22 protein-coding genes are annotated in these 21,329 nt (G+C 72.5%); 4 read left to right on the forward strand and 18 right to left on the reverse strand.

Features of this window, described 5'->3' with window-relative positions:
* Window positions 1–62 precede the first annotated feature (62 nt).
* Complete coding sequence (locus AC3A3L_RS17630; RefSeq protein ID WP_487641346.1) at window positions 63–1,049, forward strand: SMP-30/gluconolactonase/LRE family protein; 987 nt, start codon at window positions 63–65, stop codon at window positions 1,047–1,049.
* Between the two features lie 137 nt (window positions 1,050–1,186).
* A complete protein-coding gene (locus AC3A3L_RS17635) occupies window positions 1,187–2,320 on the forward strand; it encodes an ankyrin repeat domain-containing protein (protein WP_487641347.1) in 1,134 nt (377 codons plus the stop codon).
* 13 nt (window positions 2,321–2,333) lie between these two features.
* On the opposite strand, the gene AC3A3L_RS17640 is transcribed toward AC3A3L_RS17635, so the two are convergent.
* Both AC3A3L_RS17640 and AC3A3L_RS17645 read right to left on the reverse strand, forming a co-directional pair.
* Window positions 2,334–3,173 carry a PhzF family phenazine biosynthesis protein gene (locus AC3A3L_RS17640; RefSeq protein WP_487641348.1) on the reverse strand — a complete coding sequence of 280 codons (840 nt, stop codon included), beginning with the start codon at window positions 3,171–3,173 and terminating at the stop codon, window positions 2,334–2,336.
* Between the two features lie 36 nt (window positions 3,174–3,209).
* On the reverse strand, window positions 3,210–3,488 hold the full coding sequence (locus tag AC3A3L_RS17645; RefSeq protein ID WP_487641349.1) for a hypothetical protein: 279 nt from the start codon (window positions 3,486–3,488) through the stop codon (window positions 3,210–3,212).
* Window positions 3,489–3,568: 80 nt separating this feature from the next.
* On the opposite strand from AC3A3L_RS17645, the gene AC3A3L_RS17650 reads away from it, so the two are divergent.
* Both AC3A3L_RS17650 and AC3A3L_RS17655 read left to right on the forward strand, forming a co-directional pair.
* Window positions 3,569–3,988 (forward strand): hypothetical protein, encoded by a 420-nt coding sequence (locus tag AC3A3L_RS17650; protein WP_487641350.1) that lies wholly within the window; start codon window positions 3,569–3,571, stop codon window positions 3,986–3,988.
* A 13-nt stretch (window positions 3,989–4,001) separates the two neighbouring features.
* On the forward strand, window positions 4,002–4,781 hold the full coding sequence (locus AC3A3L_RS17655; RefSeq protein ID WP_487641351.1) for a helix-turn-helix domain-containing protein: 780 nt from the start codon (window positions 4,002–4,004) through the stop codon (window positions 4,779–4,781).
* Here AC3A3L_RS17655 and AC3A3L_RS17660 read toward each other — a convergent pair.
* The 16 genes from AC3A3L_RS17660 to AC3A3L_RS17735 are packed head-to-tail and all read right to left on the reverse strand — an operon-like array spanning window position 4,778 to window position 21,328.
* Window positions 4,778–5,209 (reverse strand): type II 3-dehydroquinate dehydratase, encoded by a 432-nt coding sequence (locus AC3A3L_RS17660; protein WP_487641352.1) that lies wholly within the window; start codon window positions 5,207–5,209, stop codon window positions 4,778–4,780. The two genes, AC3A3L_RS17655 and AC3A3L_RS17660, sit on opposite strands and share 4 nt — an antisense overlap.
* Entirely contained in the window at window positions 5,206–6,396 is a 1,191-nt protein-coding gene (aroB, locus tag AC3A3L_RS17665; RefSeq protein WP_487641353.1) for a 3-dehydroquinate synthase, read from the reverse strand. Before aroB ends, AC3A3L_RS17660 begins: the two co-directional genes overlap by 4 nt.
* Window positions 6,393–6,893 carry a shikimate kinase gene (locus tag AC3A3L_RS17670; protein WP_487641354.1) on the reverse strand — a complete coding sequence of 167 codons (501 nt, stop codon included), beginning with the start codon at window positions 6,891–6,893 and terminating at the stop codon, window positions 6,393–6,395. The genes aroB and AC3A3L_RS17670 overlap by 4 nt, the downstream gene beginning before the upstream one ends.
* Window positions 6,893–8,071: a chorismate synthase gene (gene aroC, locus AC3A3L_RS17675; RefSeq protein ID WP_487641355.1), complete on the reverse strand. Its 1,179-nt coding sequence runs from the start codon at window positions 8,069–8,071 to the stop codon at window positions 6,893–6,895. Before aroC ends, AC3A3L_RS17670 begins: the two co-directional genes overlap by 1 nt.
* Window positions 8,072–8,083: 12 nt before the next feature.
* Window positions 8,084–8,818, reverse strand: a complete 735-nt coding sequence (locus AC3A3L_RS17680) for a prepilin peptidase (protein ID WP_487641356.1) — start codon at window positions 8,816–8,818, stop codon at window positions 8,084–8,086.
* An 8-nt stretch (window positions 8,819–8,826) separates the two neighbouring features.
* On the reverse strand, window positions 8,827–9,651 hold the full coding sequence (locus AC3A3L_RS17685; protein ID WP_487641357.1) for a shikimate dehydrogenase: 825 nt from the start codon (window positions 9,649–9,651) through the stop codon (window positions 8,827–8,829).
* Window positions 9,645–10,832: an endolytic transglycosylase MltG gene (mltG, locus tag AC3A3L_RS17690; RefSeq protein WP_487641358.1), complete on the reverse strand. Its 1,188-nt coding sequence runs from the start codon at window positions 10,830–10,832 to the stop codon at window positions 9,645–9,647. The genes AC3A3L_RS17685 and mltG overlap by 7 nt, the downstream gene beginning before the upstream one ends.
* Window positions 10,825–11,292: a Holliday junction resolvase RuvX gene (gene ruvX, locus AC3A3L_RS17695; protein ID WP_487641359.1), complete on the reverse strand. Its 468-nt coding sequence runs from the start codon at window positions 11,290–11,292 to the stop codon at window positions 10,825–10,827. Before ruvX ends, mltG begins: the two co-directional genes overlap by 8 nt.
* Before the next feature lie 2 nt (window positions 11,293–11,294).
* Window positions 11,295–13,994, reverse strand: coding sequence for an alanine--tRNA ligase (alaS, locus tag AC3A3L_RS17700; protein WP_487641360.1), 2,700 nt, complete (start codon window positions 13,992–13,994; stop codon window positions 11,295–11,297).
* Window positions 13,994–14,272, reverse strand: coding sequence for a DUF6167 family protein (locus AC3A3L_RS17705; protein ID WP_487641361.1), 279 nt, complete (start codon window positions 14,270–14,272; stop codon window positions 13,994–13,996). The genes alaS and AC3A3L_RS17705 overlap by 1 nt, the downstream gene beginning before the upstream one ends.
* Window positions 14,272–14,790 carry a hypothetical protein gene (locus AC3A3L_RS17710; RefSeq protein ID WP_487641362.1) on the reverse strand — a complete coding sequence of 173 codons (519 nt, stop codon included), beginning with the start codon at window positions 14,788–14,790 and terminating at the stop codon, window positions 14,272–14,274. Before AC3A3L_RS17710 ends, AC3A3L_RS17705 begins: the two co-directional genes overlap by 1 nt.
* Window positions 14,791–14,819: 29 nt before the next feature.
* Window positions 14,820–16,490 (reverse strand): alpha-amylase family protein, encoded by a 1,671-nt coding sequence (locus AC3A3L_RS17715; protein ID WP_487641363.1) that lies wholly within the window; start codon window positions 16,488–16,490, stop codon window positions 14,820–14,822.
* Between the two features lie 33 nt (window positions 16,491–16,523).
* Window positions 16,524–17,480 carry a TIGR03885 family FMN-dependent LLM class oxidoreductase gene (locus tag AC3A3L_RS17720; RefSeq protein ID WP_487641364.1) on the reverse strand — a complete coding sequence of 319 codons (957 nt, stop codon included), beginning with the start codon at window positions 17,478–17,480 and terminating at the stop codon, window positions 16,524–16,526.
* 18 nt (window positions 17,481–17,498) lie between these two features.
* Complete coding sequence (locus tag AC3A3L_RS17725) at window positions 17,499–18,878, reverse strand: replication-associated recombination protein A (protein WP_487641365.1); 1,380 nt, start codon at window positions 18,876–18,878, stop codon at window positions 17,499–17,501.
* Window positions 18,879–18,914: 36 nt separating this feature from the next.
* On the reverse strand, window positions 18,915–20,240 hold the full coding sequence (locus AC3A3L_RS17730; RefSeq protein WP_487641366.1) for an ABC transporter ATP-binding protein: 1,326 nt from the start codon (window positions 20,238–20,240) through the stop codon (window positions 18,915–18,917).
* On the reverse strand, window positions 20,237–21,328 hold the full coding sequence (locus tag AC3A3L_RS17735; protein ID WP_487641691.1) for an ABC transporter ATP-binding protein: 1,092 nt from the start codon (window positions 21,326–21,328) through the stop codon (window positions 20,237–20,239). Before AC3A3L_RS17735 ends, AC3A3L_RS17730 begins: the two co-directional genes overlap by 4 nt.
* Window position 21,329 lies beyond the last annotated feature (1 nt).

Raw genomic sequence — 21,329 nt, forward strand, 5'->3', positions numbered from 1 at the left:
CACGTCCGTGCGTGCCGCGCACAGACTCGACGTCGTCCATCGCCCCGTCCCAGGAGATCACCATGCAGCTCACCGTGGCCCGCCAGGCACGTCCGACCCTCACGATCGCCACCGCGGCCGTCGTCGCTGCCCTGTGCACGACGGCCGTCGCGCCGGCGACGGCCGATCCCGCCCGCCCCACGACGTACCTGCTCACGGGAGACACGACCAGCCCGGTCGGCTCCAAGTTCGAGGGCATCGGCGCCGACGAGCGCCGTGGTCTCTTCTACGTCAGCGAGGTCACCGGCGGGGAGGTCCACCGGGGCACCGTCGGCTCGGCCGTGACCGAGGAGTGGCTCGCCGGCGTCGGCACCGACGGCCGGTTCACCGCTCGCGGCATCACCGTCGACGACGAGGGTCGTGTGTACGTCGCGGGCGGGCCCAACGGCATCGGCACCGGACGACCCGACCTCTGGGTGTACGACGCCGACGGCACGCTGCTCGCCGCGCTCCGTGCACCCGGCGACGACGTCTTCCTCAACGACGTGGCGATCGGAGCCGACGGAGCGGCCTACTTCACCAACTCGAACGACGCCCAGGTGTTCCGGGTCGCCGACGACGGTGCCGGGTGGCAGGCGACGCTGTGGGCGGACGCGACCGACCGGATCGAGCGGCTCGCGGGGTTCAACCTCGGCGGCATCGTGCTGACCGCGGACCGCAGCGCCTTCGTGGTCGCGCAGGGCAACGCGGGGTTGCTGTGGCGCTTCGACGCCCGCACCGGCTCGGTGTCGCAGGTCGCGACCGACGGAGCCGACCTCGTCGACGCCGACGGGCTGGTGCGGCGCGGCAACCGGCTGCAGGTGGTGCGCAACTTCAGCCGGATGATCGCCACGCTCCGCCTGTCGGCCGACGGGTCCCGGGCCGTGCTGCTGGGCCAGGAGGCAACGGCGGCCGACCGCGTGCTGACGACTGCCAAGGTCCTTCGGGGACGCATCCTCTACGTCGACAGCAAGTTCGACGAGGCAGTCGCCACCGGTCCCTACGAGGTCCTGACCGACCCGACGCGATGAGGCCGACCATCCGGACGGCGGGCGTCGTCCTCCCGCTCGCCCTCGTGGTGGGGGCGTGCGGCGGCGACCCCGTCCCGCGGCGCGAACCGCCCGAGCCGACCCCCACCGCAACCGTGACCAGCAGCCAGGAGGAGCCCGTGAGCCCACCATCCCCCGACGCGGAGCAGCAGGCCGTGCTCGACGAGCGGCTGCGCGACGCCGCGTGGTCCGATGACGTGCCTCTGGCGCGGCGCCTCGTCGCGAGGGGTGCGGACGTCAACGCCAAGGACGCGACCCAGCAGTCGGCCTACCTCGTCGCGACGAGCGAGGGCCACCTCGAGCTCCTGCGCCTCGCACTCGAGAGCGGGGCGGAGGTCGACGACAAGGACAGCTGGAACGGCACCGGGCTGATCCGCGCCGCCGAGCGCGGGCACGCGCTGGTCGTCGGTGAGCTCCTCCGGGCGGGCATCGACCGCGACCACGTCAACCGGATCGGCTACCACGCGATCCACGAGGCGGTCTGGCTCGGCGACGACACCCCGTCCTACGCCACGACCGTGCGGGCGCTGGCGGCCGGCGGCGCCCAGCTCGGGCGCAGGTCACCGTCAGCGGGGCTCACCCCGCTCGAGATGGCCGTCTCGCGCGGGCATGGCGGACTCGAGCGCGTCCTGCGGACGATCACCACGGCCGGCCGCCCGTCCGACCCTGGTGCCGCTCTCCTGCAGGCGGCCGAGTCCGGTGACCCGGACGCGGTGGCGATCGCGTTGCGGGCGGGCGCCGACATCGAGGTGCGCGACGAGCACGACCGCACCGCCCTGCTCCTGGCGTCCACCCTCGACCACGTGGACGTGGCCGCGCTCCTCGTCGCGATGGGCGCCGACCCCGATGCCCTCGACGACCGCCACGACACCCCGTGGCTCGTCACGGGCGTGACGGGCAGCGTGGCCATGCTCGAGACCCTGCTCCCGGCTCGGCCCGACCTCACCGTCCGCAACCGGTTCGGAGGCCTGTCGCCGATCCCCGCCAGCGAGCGTGGCCACGTCGCCTACCTGCGCCGGGTGGTCACGACGGGCGTCGACCTCGACCACGTCAACGACCTCGGCTGGACCGCGATGCTCGAGGCGGTGATCCTCGGTGACGGCGGCGACCGGCACCAGGACATCGTGCGGATCCTCCTCGCGGCGGGTGCGGATCCGTCGATCGCCGACCGCGACGGAGTCACGCCGCTGCAGCACGCCGAGCGGCGCGGCTACGACCGCCTCGCCGCGATCCTGCGCCGCGGCACAGGATGAGCGCGCCTCCCCGTCAGAGGTCGACCTCGCCCACGATCCGGGTGACGGCGTCGCCGGAGACCCACAGCTGGTCGTCGACGGCCTCGAGCCGCACCCGGCCCTCGCGGCCGATGACGCTGCCCTGGCGGGAGGTGTACGACGACGGCAGCGCGCCGGTGCCGATGAGCCACTGGGCGAGCCCGGCGTTGGCGCTCCCCGTGACCGGGTCCTCCCCGAACTCGCGGCCGTCGGCGTAGAAGGCGCGCACCTCGACGTCGGCACCGAGCTCGCCGGCCGTGACCGTCCCCCAGCGACCGAGGATCGTCACCTTGAGGTCGGTGAACGCGGCGACGTCGGGCACGACGGCGACCACGGACTCGGCCGCCCCGAGGTCGACGCCGACCCAGCCGGGCCCGTTGTCGATCCACGCCATGTCCTGCACCGCGTCGTCGGAGATGCCGAGCGCGCGGACGATCCGCGCCCGCAGGTCGGCGTCGACCGGACCCGAGCGACGCAGGGGCGGGGCAGCGAACCCGAGCCGCGGCGAGCGTCGTACGTCGACGAGCCCTGCACCGCACTCCTGCACCACCGCCTCGCCACGGGGAACTCCCCCGGCCTCCAGCCAGGCGTGGGCGCTGCCGATGGTCGGGTGGCCCGCGAACGGCAGCTCGCCGGTGGTGGTCCAGATCCGCACCCGGTAGTCGGCCGCCGGGTCGGTGGGCGTGCACAGGAACGTCGTCTCGGACAGGTTGGTCCACCGCGCGAAGCGCGCCATCTGGTCATCGCTGAGCCGGTCCGCGTCGTGCACGACCGCGAGCGGGTTGCCGAGCCACGGCTCGGCGCTGAACACATCGACCTGGCGAAAGGGCAGCACCCGGCGATCCAAGCACAGGACCCGGCGCAGGCCGGGTCAGGCGTGGGCGGCCCACCTGCGGGCCGCCTCGTCCGCCGCCGCCGAGACGAGGGCAGCCAGCTCGGGCCGGTCCGGCACCGGGAACGAGACGTACGCACCCCGTCCCCCGGCGACCGGGCGTCCGTAGGCCTTCGCCGCGAGGGTGCCGTCGGGCAGCATCCTGATCGTGAGCGACTGGAGCTCGAACTCCTCGTCGCGGCGCGTGTCACGCCAGCGCAGCTCCTCGGGGACCACGACGTTGATGGCGAGGGCAGTGAGGTCCACCGGGGCGTCCATGACGCGATCGTGCCACCCGCGGTGCCGTCATGACCTCCGACGTCATGGCCGCGCGTCACGATGGCGACCAGCCTGAGGCCATGACCACCACACAGCAGATCACGACCACCTCGACACGTTCCGGAGGCGGGATCACCCTCCCGGTCGCCGGCCCCTTCCTCCTCGTCGACGCCGTCACGACCGGCGTCAACGGCCTCGCGTACGTCGTCGCCGGCGCCTGGCTCGCCGACTGGCTCGGTGCGCCCGAGGCCCTCGTCCGCTCCCTCGGCGGGTTCCTCGTCCTCGTCGCCGTGGGGGTGGCGGTCCTGGCCACGAGGCGCCCCGTCCCCCGACGTGGGGTCGCCGCGCTCGCGGAGCTCAACGTCGTCTGGGTCGTCGCCAGCCTGGCCTACGCCATCCTGGGCGGGCTCACGACGCTCGGGGTCGTCTGGACCGTGCTGCAGGCGGTCGTCGTGGGCGTCTTCGCCGCGGGGCAGGTGTGGCTGGTGCGGAAGGGCTGACACAGTGACCACCATGACCCTCGACGTCCCCCTCGACGCGTCCGCGCCGACCGACGTGGGCTCCCTGGTGCGGCAGTGGCGACAGCGCCGGCGGCTGTCCCAGCAGGCGCTCTCGGACCAGTGCGGGGTCTCCACCCGCCACCTGTCCTACATCGAGACCGGCAAGGCGCGCCCGAGCCCGTCGATGGTCGGGCAGCTCAGCGAGGCGCTGGCCGTCCCGCTGCGCGAGCGACGCCGGCTGTTCACCGCCGCGGGGTTCGTGCCCGACACCTCGGAGCTGCCGCTCGGAGCACCCGCCCTCGCGGAGGTCAACGAGGCGCTCGAGCAGATCCTCTCCGGGCACGAGCCCTACCCGGCCCTCGTCATCGACGGGGGCTGGGACCTCGTCGCCGCCAACGAGGCCGCCTACCGCCTGCTCGCGGAGGTGCCGGCCGAGCTGCTGGAGCCGCCGGTCAACGTCGTACGGCTGAGCCTGGACCCGCGCGGCCTCGCGCCGCGCATCGCCAACCTCGACGAGTGGCGCACCGCGATCATGTCGCGGATCCGGCACGAGCACGACACCACCGGCGACCCGCGGCTCGCGGCGCTGCTCGCAGAGTTCCCGGTCCGGGGCCCGCATCCCGCACCCGGGATCGTCCTCACCCTGCGGCTGCGTGCCGGCGACGACGTGCTGTCGTTCCTGACGACCACGACGGTCTTCGGCACGCCCGGCGACGTGACGGTGGCCGAGCTGGCGATCGAGGCGCTCTACCCGGCCGACGCAGCGACCCGCGCCCTGCTGGGCCGGACCTAGGCGCCGGCCAGCACCTCGAGGGCCTGCCGGTAGCCGTCGACGCCCTGCCCGGCGATCGTCGCCACCGCATGCGGCTCGACGACGGAGGTGTGGCGGAACTCCTCGGCGCGCTGCTTGGGGTCGGAGATGTGAACCTCGACCAGCGGCGCGGTGAGCTGGGCGCACGCGTCCCACAGCGCGAGGGAGTAGTGGGTCCACGCACCCGCGTTGAGCACCACGCGCAGGCCATCGTCGGCGGCGGCGTTGAGCCAGTCGAGCAGCTCGCCCTCGTGGTTGGTCTGGCGGACCTCGACGTCGAGGCCGAGCTCCCTGCCCCACTCGACGCACTGGTGCGCGAGCTCGGCGTGGGTCGTCGATCCGTAGATCTCCGGCTGCCGACGCCCGAGCCGGCCCAGGTTGGGGCCGTTGAGGACGAGGACCTTCGTCATGACGTCCCTCCGATCGCGGCCCAGGCGGCGCGCAGGTCGTCCTCGCTGGGCCCGGCGAGGATGCGCGGCGTGGCGAGGTCGTCGAGCACGACGAAGCGCAGCTGCGAGCCGCGTGCCTTCTTGTCGACCTTCATGGCGGCGTGGAGGTCGTCGAAGGACGCCGCGTCGTACGTCGTCGGCAGGCCGACGCGGGACAACGTGGCCCGGTGCCGCTCGACGAGCGCCGGGTCGAGGCTGCCGGCACGCGCGGCGAGCTCGGCGACGTAGACGCACCCGATCGCGACGGCCTCGCCGTGGCGGACGGTGTAGTCACTGGTGCGCTCGATCGCGTGCGCGAGGGTGTGGCCGTAGTTGAGCACCTCGCGACCGGGGTGCCCGTCGGCGCCGCCGGTCTCCCTGAGGTCGTCGACGACGACGTCGACCTTGACCCGGATCGCCCGCTCGACCAGCTCGCGCAGCTCGTCGGAGTCCCAGGTGAGAGCGGCCGGGTCGGTGCGCTCGACGATGTCGAGGATGGCAGGATCGGCGATGAAGCCGCACTTCACGACCTCGCCCAGCCCGGCGACGAGCTCCTCGTGCGGCAGCGACTCCAGCAGCGCGAGGTCGCAGAGCACGCCGGCGGGCTCGTGGAAGGCCCCGACGAGGTTCTTCCCGGCGCCGGTGTTGATCCCGGTCTTCCCCCCGACGGCGGCATCGACCATGGCCAGCAGGGTCGTGGGCAGGTGGACCACGCGCACGCCGCGCAGCCAGGTGGCGGCCACGAAGCCACCGAGGTCGGTGGTCGCTCCCCCGCCGATGGTCACCACGGCGTCGGACCGGGTGAAGCCGGCCTCGCCGAGTGCCTCCCAGCAGTCGGACGCAACGGGCGCGGTCTTCGCGCGCTCGCCGTCGGGCAGGCCGAGCGCGAGGACGTCGTAGTGCTCCACCAGGGCGTCGACCACCGGGTCGGCGAGCTCGCCGAGGGTGCCGGCGTAGAGCACCGCGACCCGCTCGACCGACCCACCCAGGATCGCCGGCAACCGGTCGGGCAGCCCGTGCCCGACGACCACGTCGTACGGCGACGCGCCGCCGACGTGCAGCACGGTGTCGCCCGACTCCTCGCGAACCGGTGGCTCGGACGATCGGGCTCGCTGCTGGGCCCGCTGCTGGGTCCGCTGGTGCTGCTTCCGGGTCTGGCGCTTCGTCATCCGAGAAGCCTCCGGACCTCCGCCGCCACCTCGTCGGCGGTGCGGCCGTCGGTGTCGACGGTGTGGGCGGCCACGGACTCGTAGACGGGGGTGCGCTCGTCGAGCAGCGCCTTGATGCGCGCACGCACGTTGCCGAGCAGCAGCGGGCGCCCGACCCCGAGGCCGACCCGCTTCACCGCGTCGGAGAGGCCGACCCGCAGGAACACCACCGGGAGCCCGGCCAGCAGCTCACGCGTCTCCGCGCGGAGGACCGCCCCGCCGCCGAGCGCCAGGACCCCGTCGTGCTCCGCGAGCGCGGCGGCGACCGCGGCTGCTTCGAGGTCGCGGAAGTGGTCCTCGCCCGACTCGACGAAGATGTCGGAGATCTCGCGGCCGGTGCCGGCCTCGATGTCGGCGTCGGTGTCGCGCACCGGCAGGTCCCAGGCGTCGCCGAGCAGGCCGGCGACCGTCGTCTTGCCGGCCCCCATGGGGCCGACGAGGACGACGCGAGGGGGCATCAGCGGAACCTGAGGGTGTCGAGGTAGGACTCGGCGTTGCGCCGGGTCTCCCGCACCGAGTCGCCGCCGAACTTCTCCACCACGGCGTCCGCCAGCACGAGCGCCACCATCGCCTCCGCGACGATGCCGGCCGCGGGCACGGCGCAGACGTCGGAGCGCTGGTGGTGCGCGACGGCCGCCTCGCCGGTGGCCACGTCGACGGTGCGCAGCGCCTTCGGGACGGTGGCGATGGGCTTCATCGCGGCACGCACCCGCAGCACCTCGCCGGTGGACATGCCGCCCTCCGTGCCGCCGGAGCGGCCCGAGGTGCGGCGCAGGCCGTTGTCGGTCGTGACGATCTCGTCGTGCGCCTGCGAGCCCGGGGTGTCGGCGAGCTCGAAGCCGTCGCCGACCTCGACCCCCTTGATGGCCTGGATGCCCATCAGCGCACCGGCGAGCCGGGCGTCGAGCCGCCGGTCCCAGTGCACGTGCGAGCCGAGGCCCGGGGGGAGGCCGTGGACGACCACCTCGACGACGCCGCCGAGCGTGTCGCCGTCCTTGTGGGCCTGGTCGATCCGCGCCACCATCGCGGCGCTGGCCTCGGGGTCGAGGCAGCGGACCTCGTCGGCGTCGAGCCGCTCGACGTCGTCGGGACCGGGTACGACGCCGGCGGGCGCCTTCACACCGCCGAGTGAGACGACGTGGGAGACCACTCGGGCGCCGACGGCCTGCTCGAGGAAGTTGGACGCCACCCGGCCGAGCGCCACGCGAGCCGCGGTCTCGCGGGCGGAGGCCCGCTCGAGGATGGGGCGGGCCTCGTCGAAGTCGTACTTCTGCATCCCCACGAGGTCGGCGTGGCCGGGTCGCGGCCGGGTCAGCTTGGCGTTGCGGGCGAGCGCCTCGAGCTCCACGGGGTCGACCGGGTCGGCCGACATGACCTTCTCCCACTTCGGCCACTCGGTGTTGCCGACCTCGATGGCGACCGGGCCGCCCTGGGTCTCACCGTGCCGGACGCCGCCGAGCACGCGGACCTGGTCCTGCTCGAACTTCATCCGGGCGCCGCGGCCGTAGCCGAGCCGGCGCCGGGCCAGCGAGTCGGCGAGGTCGTCGGAGGTGACGCGGACGTGGGCGGGCAGCCCCTCGAGGATCGCCACCAGCGAGGGACCGTGGGACTCGCCTGCTGTGAGCCATCGGAGCATGGGGGAAGTCTCTCAGCCCCACATGCGCGCAGCGAGCGCAGTCCCCCAGACGAGACCCACCAGCGCGCCGCCGACCATGAACGGACCGAAGGGGAACGACTTCTTCAGCAGGCTGCGGTCGCGGCGGGCCAGCAGCACCCCCAGGGCCGGCAGGACGAAGAGCAGGAAGCTCGCCCAGAGGCCGATCGCCAGCGCGCCCCAGCCGGTCCAGCCGAGCACCAGCCCGACGGGCGCGGCCAGCCGGACGTCGCCGAAGCCCATGCCGGCCGACCGCACGAACCACAGCACCCAGAAGAACGACCGGGCGAGCACCATCGCGACCAGCGCGCGCACCAGTGCCTCCCGCTCCCCTGTCGCGAGCCCCACCACCGTCACCACCGCGGTTGCGGCGAGGGTGACGGGTACGACGACCACGCGAGGCAGCAGGCGGGTGTGCCAGTCGATGGTCGACAGGGCGACCGCGACCGGGGTGAGCGGCACCAGCCACAGCAGCGGCCAGTCCAGGCCGGTGGCGGCGCCCACGAGGGCGGCCGCAGCCGCTGCGAGCGCCGCGCTCCGCCACCGCAGCCCGGGGCGCGCGGCGATGTCGGCGTAGAGCATCTTGGGCGGCTCGTCGGCAGGGACGTCGTCCGCACCCGTCTGCTTCGCCGCAGGCTCCGGCACGCGGGCGATCAGCTGCGGGACCAGCAGACCGCCCAGGCCGGCGACGAGGGCAGCCACGAGCGCGGCGAGGACGGTGTCGGTCACGGGGTCATTCAACCGGCACTGCGCGCCGCGAGGGCGCGTTCGCCCGCATCTCGCAGGACGTCGACCGCGACCGTCCGCCCGGTGAACAGCTCGACCTGCAGCACGGCCTGGTGAACCAGGAGGTCCAGCCCGCCGATGACGGTGCGCCCGGCAGCCGAGGTGACGAGCGGCGTCGGCCACGGGTCGTACAGGACGTCGAAGACGACCGGCACGTCCGCGCACCGCGCGACCAGCTCGGGGGTCTGCGCCGACGCCGGGACGGTGGACACGACGATGTCGACGCCACGGCCGGGCGCCGAGCCCAGCGACGACACGACGACCTCGGGCGCGGCGGGGTGGGCGCGCAGGGCCGTGAGGGTCTCGGCCGCCCGGGCCTCGTCCCGCACGGCCACGGTGACGGTGCGCACGCCGAGGTCGGCGAGCGCGAGCCCCACCGAGGTGGCCGTGGCGCCGCCACCGAGGATCGTCGCTGCCGCCAGCGGGGCCGACGTGCGCTCACGGACGGCCGCGACCGCGCCGGGCAGGTCGGTGTTGTCACCGACGCGGGTGCCGTCGTCCTCGAGCACCACGGTGTTGACCGCGCCCGCCAGGCGCGCCCGGTCGGTGAGCCGGGTGAGCAGCGGGAGCACCTCGCGCTTGAGGGGCATGGTCAGCGACAGCCCCCGCCACTCCGCGCCGAGCCCGGACAGGAACTCCCCGAGCCCACCGGAGGCGACCCGGCGGGCGTCGTAGCTCCAGTCCAGACCCAGGTCGGCGTAGGCCGCCCGGTGCAGCGCCGGTGACAGCGAGTGGGCGATCGGGTCGCCCAGCACGCCGCAGCGCCGGGTCAGCACCGGTCAGAGGTCTCGCAGTAGGCCTTGTACTCGTCGCGTCCCTCGAGGAAGCCGTCGTAGTCCTCGTAGAACTTGGTCTCGCCCGTGGCGAGGTCGACCGTGACGTAGTAGTACCAGTCGCCGTCGGCGGGGTTGGCCGCGGCGGCGATGGCGTCGTCACCCGGCGCCTCGATCGGCGTCGGCGGGAGCCCGGCGTTGATGCGGGTGTTGTAGGGCGTGTCCTCGGCCAGCTGCTCCGGCGTCAGCTCGGTCGATCCGGGCGAGAGCCCGAGGCCGTAGGCGATCGAGGCGTCGATGCCGAGCGTGCCGTTGGTGCCGCCCTTGTCGCCGGGCCCGTCCAGGCGGTTGTAGATCACGCGGGAGATCTTGGGCATGTCGTCACCGCGGCCCTCGGCCTCGATGAGCGAGGCGATGATCATCAGCTCGCCGGGAGTGTGCCCGAGCTCGGCGGCCTTGGCCTCGAGGTCGGCGGCCTCGGCAGCCTCGCGCCAGCGGTCGACCATCATCTTGACGATGCGGACCGGCTTCATGCCCGGCTTGATCTCGTAGGTGGCCGGGAACAGGTAGCCCTCGGCGTTGCCCCCGGCGTAGTCGGGCAGCCCGATGCGGTCGGTCTGCTGCAGCGCGCGGTTCCACGCCTGCTCGGGGAAGTCGGTGTTCTCCGCGAGCGTCGAGACGATCTCGGTGAGCCGGAGGCCCTCGGGGATCGTGACGGTCGGGAAGCCGATGAGGTTGTCGGGGTCGACGAGCACCTCGAGGGCGTCGGAGGCCTTCATCTCCTTCTGGAGCTCGTAGGCACCGACCTGGATGCCTGCGGCGTCGGGCTCGCCGGCGGCGGCGTCGATGAACGCCTGGACCGACTTCGTGACGCCGTCGGCCTTGAGGTTGCGGCCGATCTGGGCGGTCGTGTCGCCCTCGTTGACGGTGAACTCCACCGAGCCCTTGCCCGGGCCCGGGTAGTCGTCGGGACCCTGGAACTGGTCGGCGACCCACGAGACGCCCTGGGTCAGCGCGACGTAGAACCCGCCGAGGAGCACCGCGAGCGCGACCAGCACCGCGAGGCAGCCCTTGAGGCCACGTCCCTTGCGGCGCTTGCCGCCCGGGACGTACTCGTAGTCCTCGAGCTCCTCGGGCTCGTCCGCACGCACAGCGTCGTCCGGACGGGTCTCGTGCTCACTCATCTGTCTCCGTCACCTCGACGATCTCTCCCGGTGCGTGTCCACTCGACCGCTCCGTGTCCAGCGCAGTCTGCAGGATCAGCACGGCTGCTGCCTGGTCGACCACGGCGCGTCGCTTGGCCCCCCGTCGGCCCTGCTCGCGCAGGATCGACTCGGCTGACACCGTGGTCAGTCGTTCATCACACAGCCTGACAGGCACGGGCGCAACTCGGCGGGCCAACCGGCCCGCGAGCGCACGTGCCTTCTCCGCGGCCGGTCCCTCCGACCCGTTGAGGGAGCGCGGCAGCCCGACCACGACCTCGACCGCCTCGAGCTCGGCGACGAGCTGCGCGAGACGACGTACGTCGCCCTTGCCGCTGCGCACCGTCTCCACGGGGGTCGCGAGAAAGCCGGAGGGGTCGCTGCTCGCGACGCCGATCCGGGCGTCACCCGGGTCGACGCCGAGCCGCACCCCTGTCCGCATCCTCAGCCCTGCACCTTCGCCGCGACCTCCCGGGTCACCAGGGTGAGCGCCTCGTCGATGCGCGAGGCGTCGGTGCCGCCACCCTGGGCGACGTCGTCCTTGCCGCCGCCCTTGCCGCCGAGGAGGGGCCCCACGGTGCGGACCAGCTCGCCGGCGGACAGCCCGCGGGCGCGCGCCTCGTCGTTGGTGGCCGCCACGACCGAGACCTTGCCGTCCGCCTGTCCGATGATGACCACGACGCCGGGCTCGCCCTGCGGCAGCCGGCCGCGCACGTCCATCGCCAGGTTGCGTACGTCGCCCCCGCCGGCGCCGTCGGCACGGTGGGCCACGACCTTGACCGGGCCGACCTGCGCCGCTCCGGCCGCGAGGTCGGCGCTGGCGCCGAGCAGCTGGGCGAGACGGGCCTTCTCGAGCTCCTTCTCGGCCACCTTGAGGCGCTCGGTGAGGCCCTGCACGCGCCCGACCAGGTCGTCCGGCTGGGTCTTGAGGAGGCCGGTGAGCTGGGCGACGACGTCGCGCTCGCGGGCGAGGTAGCCGAAGCCCTCGACACCCGTGAGCGCCTCGATGCGGCGGTTGCCCGACCCGACGCTGGTCTCCCCGGTCACCACGACGGTGCCGATCTGCGAGGCGTGGTCGACGTGGGTGCCACCGCAGAGCTCACGGGACCAGGGCCCGCCGATCTCGACGACACGGACCTTGGTGTTGTCGTAGGTCTCGCCGAAGAGCGCGATCGCGCCCCACTCCTTGGCCTGCTCGAGCGTCATGTAGTCCCACGACACGGGCAGGTCGGCGCGCAGCGCCTGCTGCGAGACCAGCTCGATGTCGCGGACCTGCTCCGGGCTCAGCGCCTGGGTCCAGCCGAAGTCGAGGCGGAGGTAGCCGGGGCGGTTGTAGGAGCCGGACTGCAGGGCGGTCGGGCCGAGCACCTCCCGCAGGGCGGCGTGCACGACGTGGGTGCCGGAGTGCGCCTGCCGCGCGCCGGTGCGCCACTCCGGGTCGACGCGGGCATGCACCTCGCGGCCGGGGTCGAGCTCGCCCTCGAGCACGCGCACCTGGTGGACGACCAGGCCCTTGATCGGGCGCTGGACGTCGAGCACCTCGAGGCGGCCACCGTCGAAGACGATCGTGCCGGCGTCGGCGACCTGTCCGCCCGACTCGGCGTAGAACGGGGTGCGGTCGAGCACCAGCTCACCGACCTCGCCCTCGGCGAGGCGCGACACGGGCGTGCCGCCGCTGAGCAGCGCCAGGGGCTTCGACTCGGTCTCGAGCGTCTCGTAGGCCAGCCACTCGGTGGGGCCGAACTCGTCGAAGACACCGCGGTAGGCGGCCGTGTCGCCGTGGGCGCCCTTCTTGGCGCGGGCGTCGGCCTTGGCACGCTCGCGCTGCTCGGCCATCAGGCCGCGGAAGCCCTGCTCGTCGACGGTGAGGCCCTGCTCGGCCGCCATCTCGAGCGTGAGGTCGATGGGGAAGCCGTAGGTGTCGTGGAGCGCGAAGGCGCGCTCGCCGGACAGCGTCGTGCCGCCGGTGCCCTTCACCTCGGTCGCGGCCTGGTCGAAGATCTGCGTGCCGGCCTGGAGCGTCTTGCGGAACGCGTCCTCCTCGGCGTAGGCGACCTGCGAGATGCGCGGCCAGTCGGTGAGGAGGTTGTCGTAGGTCTCCCCCATCTTGTCGCGGGAGATCGGCATCAGCTCGGGCAGCACCCGGTCCTCGCAGCCGAGCAGGCGCATGGAGCGGACGGCGCGGCGCAGCAGCCTGCGCAGGACGTAGCCGCGGCCGTCGTTGCCGGGCGTGACGCCGTCGCCGATGAGCATCATCGACGAACGGACGTGGTCGGCGACCACGCGGAACCGGACGTCGTCGTCGTGGTCGGCGCCGTAGCGCTTCCCGGTGAGCTCCTCGGCCCTCTGGATGACGGGGTAGACCACGTCGATCTCGTACATGTTCTGCTTGCCCTGCAGCAGGAACGCGACCCGGTCGAGGCCCATGCCGGTGTCGATGTTCTTCTTCGGCAGGGAGCCGGAGATGTCGAAGTCCGACTTCGAGCGGACGGCGCTGAGCTCGTCCTGCATGAAGACGAGGTTCCAGATCTCGAGCAGGCGGTCCTCGAGCTCGACGGGCATGTCGGGGCCGAGCGTGGCCACGTCGAAGTCCGGGCCCCACTCCGGTCCACGGTCGTAGAGGATCTCCGAGCACGGGCCGCCGGGTCCGGGGACGCCCATCGACCAGTAGTTCTCCTTGGGGCCGAGCTGGACGATCCGCTCGCGCGGCAGCCCGGTGACCTCCATCCAGTGGCCGATGGCCTCCTCGTCACCGACCATCACCGACGGGTAGAGCCGGTCCTTCTCGAGGCCGTAGCCGCCGTCCTCGACGGGCTTGGTGATGAGGTCCCAGGCCAGCTCGATGGCGCCGCGCTTGAAGTAGTCGCCGAAGGAGAAGTTGCCGCACATCTCGAAGAACGTGCCGTGGCGCGTGGTCTTGCCGACGTCCTCGATGTCGGGCGTCCGCACGCACTTCTGGATGCTCGTGGCCCGGTCGAAGGGCGGCGTCTCCTGGCCCAGGAAGTAGGGCTTGAACGGCACCATGCCGGCCGGGACGAACAGCAGGTTCGGGTCGTCGGCGAGCAGCGAGGCGGAGGGCACCACGGCGTGTCCGGCGGCCTCGAAGTGCGCGAGGAAGCGGCGGCGGATCTCGGCGGTGTCCATCAGTTCTCGTTCTCCATCTCGTTCGGCTCGTCCTGCCTCGTCATCAGCTCTGGTGTCCCGGTGCCATGGGGCCGCAGGCCCAGCTGCTCGCGCAACTCGGTTTCGCGCTCGGCCCGCCCCTGCTGGACCTCCTCGGCGAAGATCCGGGCACCGACCTGCCAGCCGCGCACCCGGTCGCGTAGGCCGTCAGCGGTGAGGGACTCGGCGACACGGCGGGCGCGGGCAGCGGCGTAGACCCCGACCCCCGCCCCGGCGACGAACCAGAGAGGGCGTCCCATCAGGCGACGTCCTCCCCGAGCGACCCCGGCGCGCCGTCACGCGTGGCGGCCCGCTCGCGGGCCCGGAACTCGCGCAGGGCCTGCTTCATCTCGGCGCGCCGCTCGCGTCCCGCCCGGCGGGTCTCCTGCCGGACCTCGAAGCGGATCCGGTTGCGGGTCTCGGGCGACAGCGCCCGGCGCAGGCCGTAGGTCAGACCAGCGGCCTTCACCACGGTCTCGCGGGCCACGATGTCGGTGAAGAGGCGGCCGTCGATGGGGCGGGCCACCGGCGCCGGGTCGGAAGCGGGCGCGTCGTCCAGCGCCTGGCTGCCCACCTGGGTGATCACGAAGGCCGTCGTGTCGCTCTCCGGGACCGGCGGCACCTGGGCCGCCGGCGTCACGGGTACGACGGGGCGCTCGGCGAGCGAGGCCGCGAGGGCCTCCGCGCGACGAGCCCGGCGGAGCGCCAGCAGGGCGACGACGAGCGCGACGAGCGCCACCGCGCCCGCTGCTGCCAGCCCCACCTGCTCCGAAGTCACGGCGCCGAGCCTACAAGCCTCCCAGCGGCTCAGGGGATGGCGAGGTCGCCCGACGGGCGCACCCGCAGCCAGCGGAAGCCGTAGCCCTCCAGGGTGACCCGCGTGGTCGCCTGACTGGTGACCAGCTCCTCGGCCATCAGGTCCACTGCCTCGAGGCCCTCGTCATGCGGGTCGACCGGTACGTCGACGCTGACGGGTCCGGCGCCGAGGTTGTGCACGGTCACGACGGCCGTGCCGTCGAGCTGGCACCGCTGCACCAGCACGTGGGGGTCCGGCTGCGCGACCACGTTCCAGGTGCCCCACCCCAGCTCGGGGCAGGTGCGCCGGATGCTGATCAGCTTGCGCATGAAGCTCCACAGCGACCCGGGATCGTGCACCTGCGAGACGACGTTGACGTGCTCGGGCCCGCAGGCGCCCGGCACGACCCTCTGCACAAGCCGCGACGGGGCAGCGGTGGAGAAGCCCCCGTTGCGACCGGCGCTCCACTGCATGGGCGTGCGCACGGCCATGCGCCCCTCCGCCTCGAGGTCCTCCCCCATCCCGATCTCCTCGCCGTAGTAGAGCGTGGGAGTGCCCGGCAGGGAGAACATCAGGCTGTAGGCCATCCGGATGCGGCGCGGGTCACCGCCGAGCATGGTGGGGAGCCGACGCTTGAGGCCGCGGTCGTAGAGCTGCATCTCCGGTTGCGGACCGAAGGCCGCGAACACCTCTTGGCGCTCGGCGTCGGTGAGCTTGTCGAGCGTGAGCTCGTCGTGGTTGCGCACGAACGTCGCCCACTGGCAGGTCGCGTCGATGTCCGGCCGCTCTTCGAGCGCCCTGACGATCGGCCCGGCGTCCTCGCGGGCCAGCGCGAGGTAGGTCGCCTGCATGCCGATGAAGTCGAACTGCATGTGCAGCTGGTCGGCCGACTCGCCGCCGAAGAACTCCAGCTGCTGGGGGTGCGGCAGGTTGACCTCGCCGAGCATCATCGCGTGCCCGGCGCGCCGGTTGAGGAAGCTGCGGAGGGTCCGCATCAGCTCGTGTGGGTCGACGACCAGCGCAGGGTCGCCGATGTTCGCGGCGTTCTGCTCCAGGAACGGGATGCCGTCCACCCGGAATCCGTCGAACCCGAGCTGCAGCCAGAACCCGACGACCCTGAGGATCTCGTCGACCACCTCCGGGTTGGCGAGGTTGAGGTCGGGCTGGTGCTTGTAGAAGTTGTGGAGGTACCACTCACCCGTGCGGTCGTCGAGCTCCCAGATCGAGTCCTCCCGGTCGGGGAAGACCACCAGCTTCGACGTGTCCGGCGGCTTGGTGTCCCGCCAGACGTAGTGGTCCCGGTAGCGGTTGGACGTGCTGCGCCGCGCGGCCTGGAACCAGGGGTGCCGGTCCGAGGTGTGGTTGACGACCAGGTCGGCGATGACGTTGATGCCGCGGTCGTGCGCCGTGCGGATCACCTCGACGAGCTGGCCGTGGTTGCCCAGCCGGGCGTCGACGCCGTAGAAGTCGGTCAGGTCGTAGCCGTCGTCGCGGTCGGGGCTCGGGTAGAACGGCATCAGCCACAGGCAGGTGATGCCCAGCTCGGCGAGGTAGTCGATGCGCTGGGCCAGGCCCTCCAGGTCGCCCGCGCCGTCGCCGTCGGCGTCGTAGAAGGTCTCGACGTCGAGGCAGTAGATCACCGCGCTCTTCCACCACAGGTCGCTCGTGTCCGTCACTCGCACGTCAGACACACAAGCAGACCCCACGCGTCGGCGTCAGCCCCTCAGGGCCGGCAGCACGTGCTCGCCGAACGCGTCGATGAAGCCCTCCTGCTCCTGTCCCACGAAGTGCAGGTAGACGTCGTCGAAGCCGACCGACGCGAGCTCGGCGATCCGGTCGCGGTGCCACCCGAGGTCCTCCGACACCTCCACCGAGCGGCGTACGCCATCGATGTCGACGTGCTCGGCCATCACGTCGAACGCCTCGGGGGTCTCGGTGTCCCAGCTGACGGGCTCGGTGAAGACGTTGGTGCGCCACTGGTCGAGCGCGATCGCCTCCGCCTCGTCCCGCGTCGGCGCCCACGACAGGTGCACCTGTAGCGACAGCGGTCCTCCACCGCCCGCGTCACGGTAGGCCGCGACGAGGTCGCGCAGCACGTCGACAGGCTGGTTGATGGTGACGAGCCCGTCGGCCCACGCCGCCACGCGAGCCGCGGACGCGACCGACACCGCGGGCCCGATCAGCTTGGGCTGCACCTGCGGCAGGTCCCAGAGGCGGGCGCGGTCGACGGTGACGAGGCCGTCGTGGGTGACCTCCATGCCGGCCAGCAGGCGTCGGATGACGTCCACGCACTCCTCCAGGCGGCGCGTGCGCTCCTCCTTGGAGGGCCACCGGTCGCCGGTGATGTGCTCGTTGCTCGCCTCGCCGCTGCCGAGGGCGGTCCAGAAGCGCCCCGGGAACATCTCGGCCAGGGTGGCGATCTTCTGGGCGACGACGGCCGGGTGGTAGCGCTGCCCCGGCGCGGACACGCAGCCGATGTCGAGGTCGGTGGTGGCGAGGGCTGCGCCCAGCCAGCTCCAGGCGTAGCCGGAGTGGCCCTGCCGCGTGCTCCACGGGGCGATGTGGTCCGAGCACATGGCCATCTCGAACCCGGCGCGCTCGGCGTGCCGGACGTCGCTCAGCAGCCGAGAGGGTGCGACCTGCTCGTGGGAGGCGTGGAACCCGAGACGCATGCCGTCACCGTAGCCGGGTCACCGCCCCCGGACGATGCGGCGTACGCGCTCCCATCGCTCCTTCACCCCGGCCTCCGCGCCGAGCGACGTCGGCTTGTAGTAGCTCGCGTCGCCGAGCACGTCGGGGAGGTACTGCTGCTCCGCGACGCCGAAGGGCTCGTCGTGCGGGTAGGCGTAGCCCTTGCCGTGGCCGAGGTCCTTGGCGCCGCCGTAGTGGGCGTCTCGCAGGTGGGCGGGCACCTGCCCGATCTTCCCGGCCTTCACGTCGGCGATGGCCGCGTCGATCGCGCTGATCACGGCGTTGGACTTGGGGGCCACGGCCAGGTGGATGGTGGCCTGCGCGAGGTTGATGCGGGCCTCCGGCATGCCGATCAGCTGCACGGCCTGCGCCGCGGCCACCGCTGCCTGCAGCGCTGTGGGGTCGGCCAGGCCGACGTCCTCGCTGGCGTGCACGACGAGCCGGCGGGCGATGAACCTGGGGTCCTCCCCCGCCTCGATCATCCGCGCGAGGTAGTGCAGCGCCGCGTCGGGGTCGGAGCCGCGGATGGACTTGATGAAGGCGGAGATGACGTCGTAGTGCTGGTCGCCCTGCCGGTCGTAGCGCACCGCTGCCTGGTCGACGGCGGTCTCGGCGGTGGCCAGGTCGATCGCCTCGAGGCCGTTGCTGGCTGCGGCCCCAGCAGCGGCCTCCAGGTACGTCAGGGCGCGCCGCGCGTCGCCGCCGGCCAGTCGTACGAGGTGGGCGCGGGCGTCGTCGTCGAGCCCGGTGCTGCCGGCCAGACCGCGCTCGTCGGCGAGGGCCTGGTCGATGACCTCGGCGACGTCGTCGTCGGTCAGGGACTGCAGGCGCAGCAGCAGGCTGCGCGACAGCAGCGGGCTGATCACGGAGAAGAACGGGTTCTCCGTGGTCGCCGCGATCAGCGTGACCCAGCGGTTCTCCACGCCGGGCAGCAGCGCGTCCTGCTGGGCCTTGGTGAAGCGGTGCACCTCGTCGACGAACAGCACCGTCTCCTGGCCGCCCCGCGCCAGCTCGGCCCGGGCGCCATCGATGGCGGCACGGACCTCCTTGACGCCCGCAGCGACGGCCGACACCTCGACGAAGCGGCGCCGTGTCTGCTGGCTGACGATCGCAGCGATCGTCGTCTTGCCGGTGCCCGGCGGTCCCCACAGGAGCAGCGACATCGACTGGTCGCCCTCGATCAGCCGGCGCAGGGGCGAGCCGGCGGCCCGCAGCTGCTGCTGCCCGACGAGCTCGTCGATGGTGCGCGGCCGCATCCGCACCGCAAGCGGCGCCGACGCGTGCGTGTTGGCACCGAGCGAGCCGGCGCTCGGCACCTGCCCGGACACCGAACCGGGCGCGGGTTGCCCCGCGCCCGGTATCTCGAACAAGCCGTCCACGCCGGTGAGTATCCCCCGACGCCGTCCGTGCGGCGCCTAGACCCCCGTCGTCTGCTTGGTCTTCAGGTCGTACCAGGTCTTCTCGTAGCCCGGGATCGTGAGCTGCTCGTTGGTCGGCGTGGCACCGGGCACCGGGGTGCCCTGCTCGTCGACCGCGAGCAGGTCGGTGGTCACGGGCGTGGCCGGGTGGGCACCCAGCTCGCCGGCGAAGTGGCAGGCGACCTTGTGGCGCTTGCCGATCTGGAGCAGCGGGGGCTCGACCTTGGCGCAGATCTCCTGGGCGAACTGGCAACGGGTCCGGAACCGGCAGCCCGAGGGCGGGTTGATCGGGCTCGGGACGTCACCCTCGAGACGGATGCGCTCGCGTCGGCCACCGATGGCGGCCTGCTTCACGTCGGGCACCGCGGAGAGCAGCGCCTGCGTGTAGGGGTGGTGGGCGTGGCCGTAGATGGTGTCGCGGTCGCCGATCTCGACGATCTTGCCGAGGTACATCACCGCGACCTCGGGACAGAAGTGGCGCACCACCGCGAGGTCGTGGGCGATGAAGAGGAACGCGATGTCGAACTCACGCTGCAGGTCCTGGAGCAGGTTGACCACCTGCGCCTGGATCGAGACGTCGAGCGCCGAGACCGGCTCGTCGGCGACGAGGAGCTTGGGGTTGAGCGTCAGCGCGCGGGCGATGCCGATGCGCTGGCGCTGACCGCCGGAGAACTCGTTGGGGTAGCGGTTGTAGTGCTCGGGGTTGAGCCCCACCACCTCCAGCAGCTCCTGGACCCTCCCCAGGATCTTGTTCTTCGGCACCACGTTGTGCACCGCGAGCGGCGCACCGACGATCGACCCGACCGTGTGGCGCGGGTTGAGCGAGGTGTAGGGGTCCTGGAAGATCATCTGCACGTCGCGGCGCAGCGGCCTCATCTCCGAGTTGGAGAGCTTGGCGAGGTCCTTGCCGTCGAACATCATCGACCCGCCGGTCGGCTTGTAGAGCCGGGTGATCAGCCGGCCGGTCGTGGACTTGCCACAACCGGACTCGCCGACCAGACCGAGCGAGCCGCCACGAGGCACCTCGAAGGAGACACCGTCGACGGCCTGGACGTGGCCGACCGTCCTGCGGACGAGCCCGGACGACTTCACGGGGAAGTACATCTTCAGGTTGTCGACCGAGATGATCGGCTCGGCGTCGGGGTCGAGCTCGGTGGCGACGTGCCCGTGCTCCGCGAGCTCGTGGAAGTCGAGGTCGTGCACGGCCTCGTGGTCGTCCACGACGTCGGTGTGGTGGGACAGGTCGCGATCACCCGTCTCCGCCGCGTTGGCGCCGATCTCACTGGAGTCGATCCCCACCTTGGCGTTGGGGTCCTGGCTCATCGGGTCTCCTCAGCGAGGTCGGGGGCGATCTCCGGAAGCACTTCCGTCTGGTAGATCTCCTCGGGGTTGGGCAGGTGGCACCGCTTGAGGTGGCCGGCACGGTTGCTGGCCGACGTCAGCTCGGGCAGCTCGGTGAAGCAGAGGTCGCCGGGCACCTTGTCACGGTGCGCGCACCGCGGGTGGAACGAGCAGCCCGACGGGGGCTTCAGCAGGCTGGGCGGGTTGCCCGGGATCGGGATGAGCCGCGCGTCCGTCGACGCACCGACCTCGGGGATGCTGGACAGCAGCCCCCAGGAGTACGGCATCTCGGGGCGGGTCAGGATCTCCTTGGTCGTGCCGAACTCCACGCAGCGACCGGCGTACATGACGAGCACGTCGTCGGCCATCTCGGCGATGACGCCGAGGTCGTGGGTGATGATGATGACGGCCGAGTTGAACTCGCGCTGCAGGTCCTGGAGCAGGTCGAGGATCTGCGCCTGCACGGTCACGTCGAGGGCCGTGGTCGGCTCGTCGGCGATCAGCAGGGACGGGTCGTTGATCAGGCCCATCGCGATCATCGCGCGCTGGCGCATGCCGCCGGAGAACTGGTGCGGGAAGTCGTCCACCCGCCGGTCGGGCTGCGGGATGCCGACCCGGTCGAGCATCTCGATCGCCTTGCGGCGCGCGTCGCGCTTGGACGCCTTGGGGTGGTGCATGGAGTAGGCCTCGGCGAGCTGGTCGCCGACGCGGTAGAAGGGGTGCAGCGCAGCCAGGGCGTCCTGGAAGATCATCGCCATCGAGTTGCCGCGCAGCTTGCGCATGCGGTTCTCGGCGAGCCCGACGACCTCGGTGCCACCGACGCGGATCGAGCCGCTGATCTCGCTCGACTTCGCATCGTGCAGTCCCATCACGGCCATGCTCGAGACCGACTTGCCGGAGCCGGACTCGCCGACGATGCCGAGCGTCTTGCCGAGCTCGACGGAGTAGCTCAGACCCTTCACGGCCTGGACGGGCCCGTCCTGGGTCGGGAACGTCACCGTGAGGTCCTCCACCTGGAGGAACGGCCCGTCGACGTCGGTGGACGACGACTGGGAGGAGGGGGACGTGATG

Source organism: Nocardioides sp. Soil_C_8 (assembly GCF_057656315.1).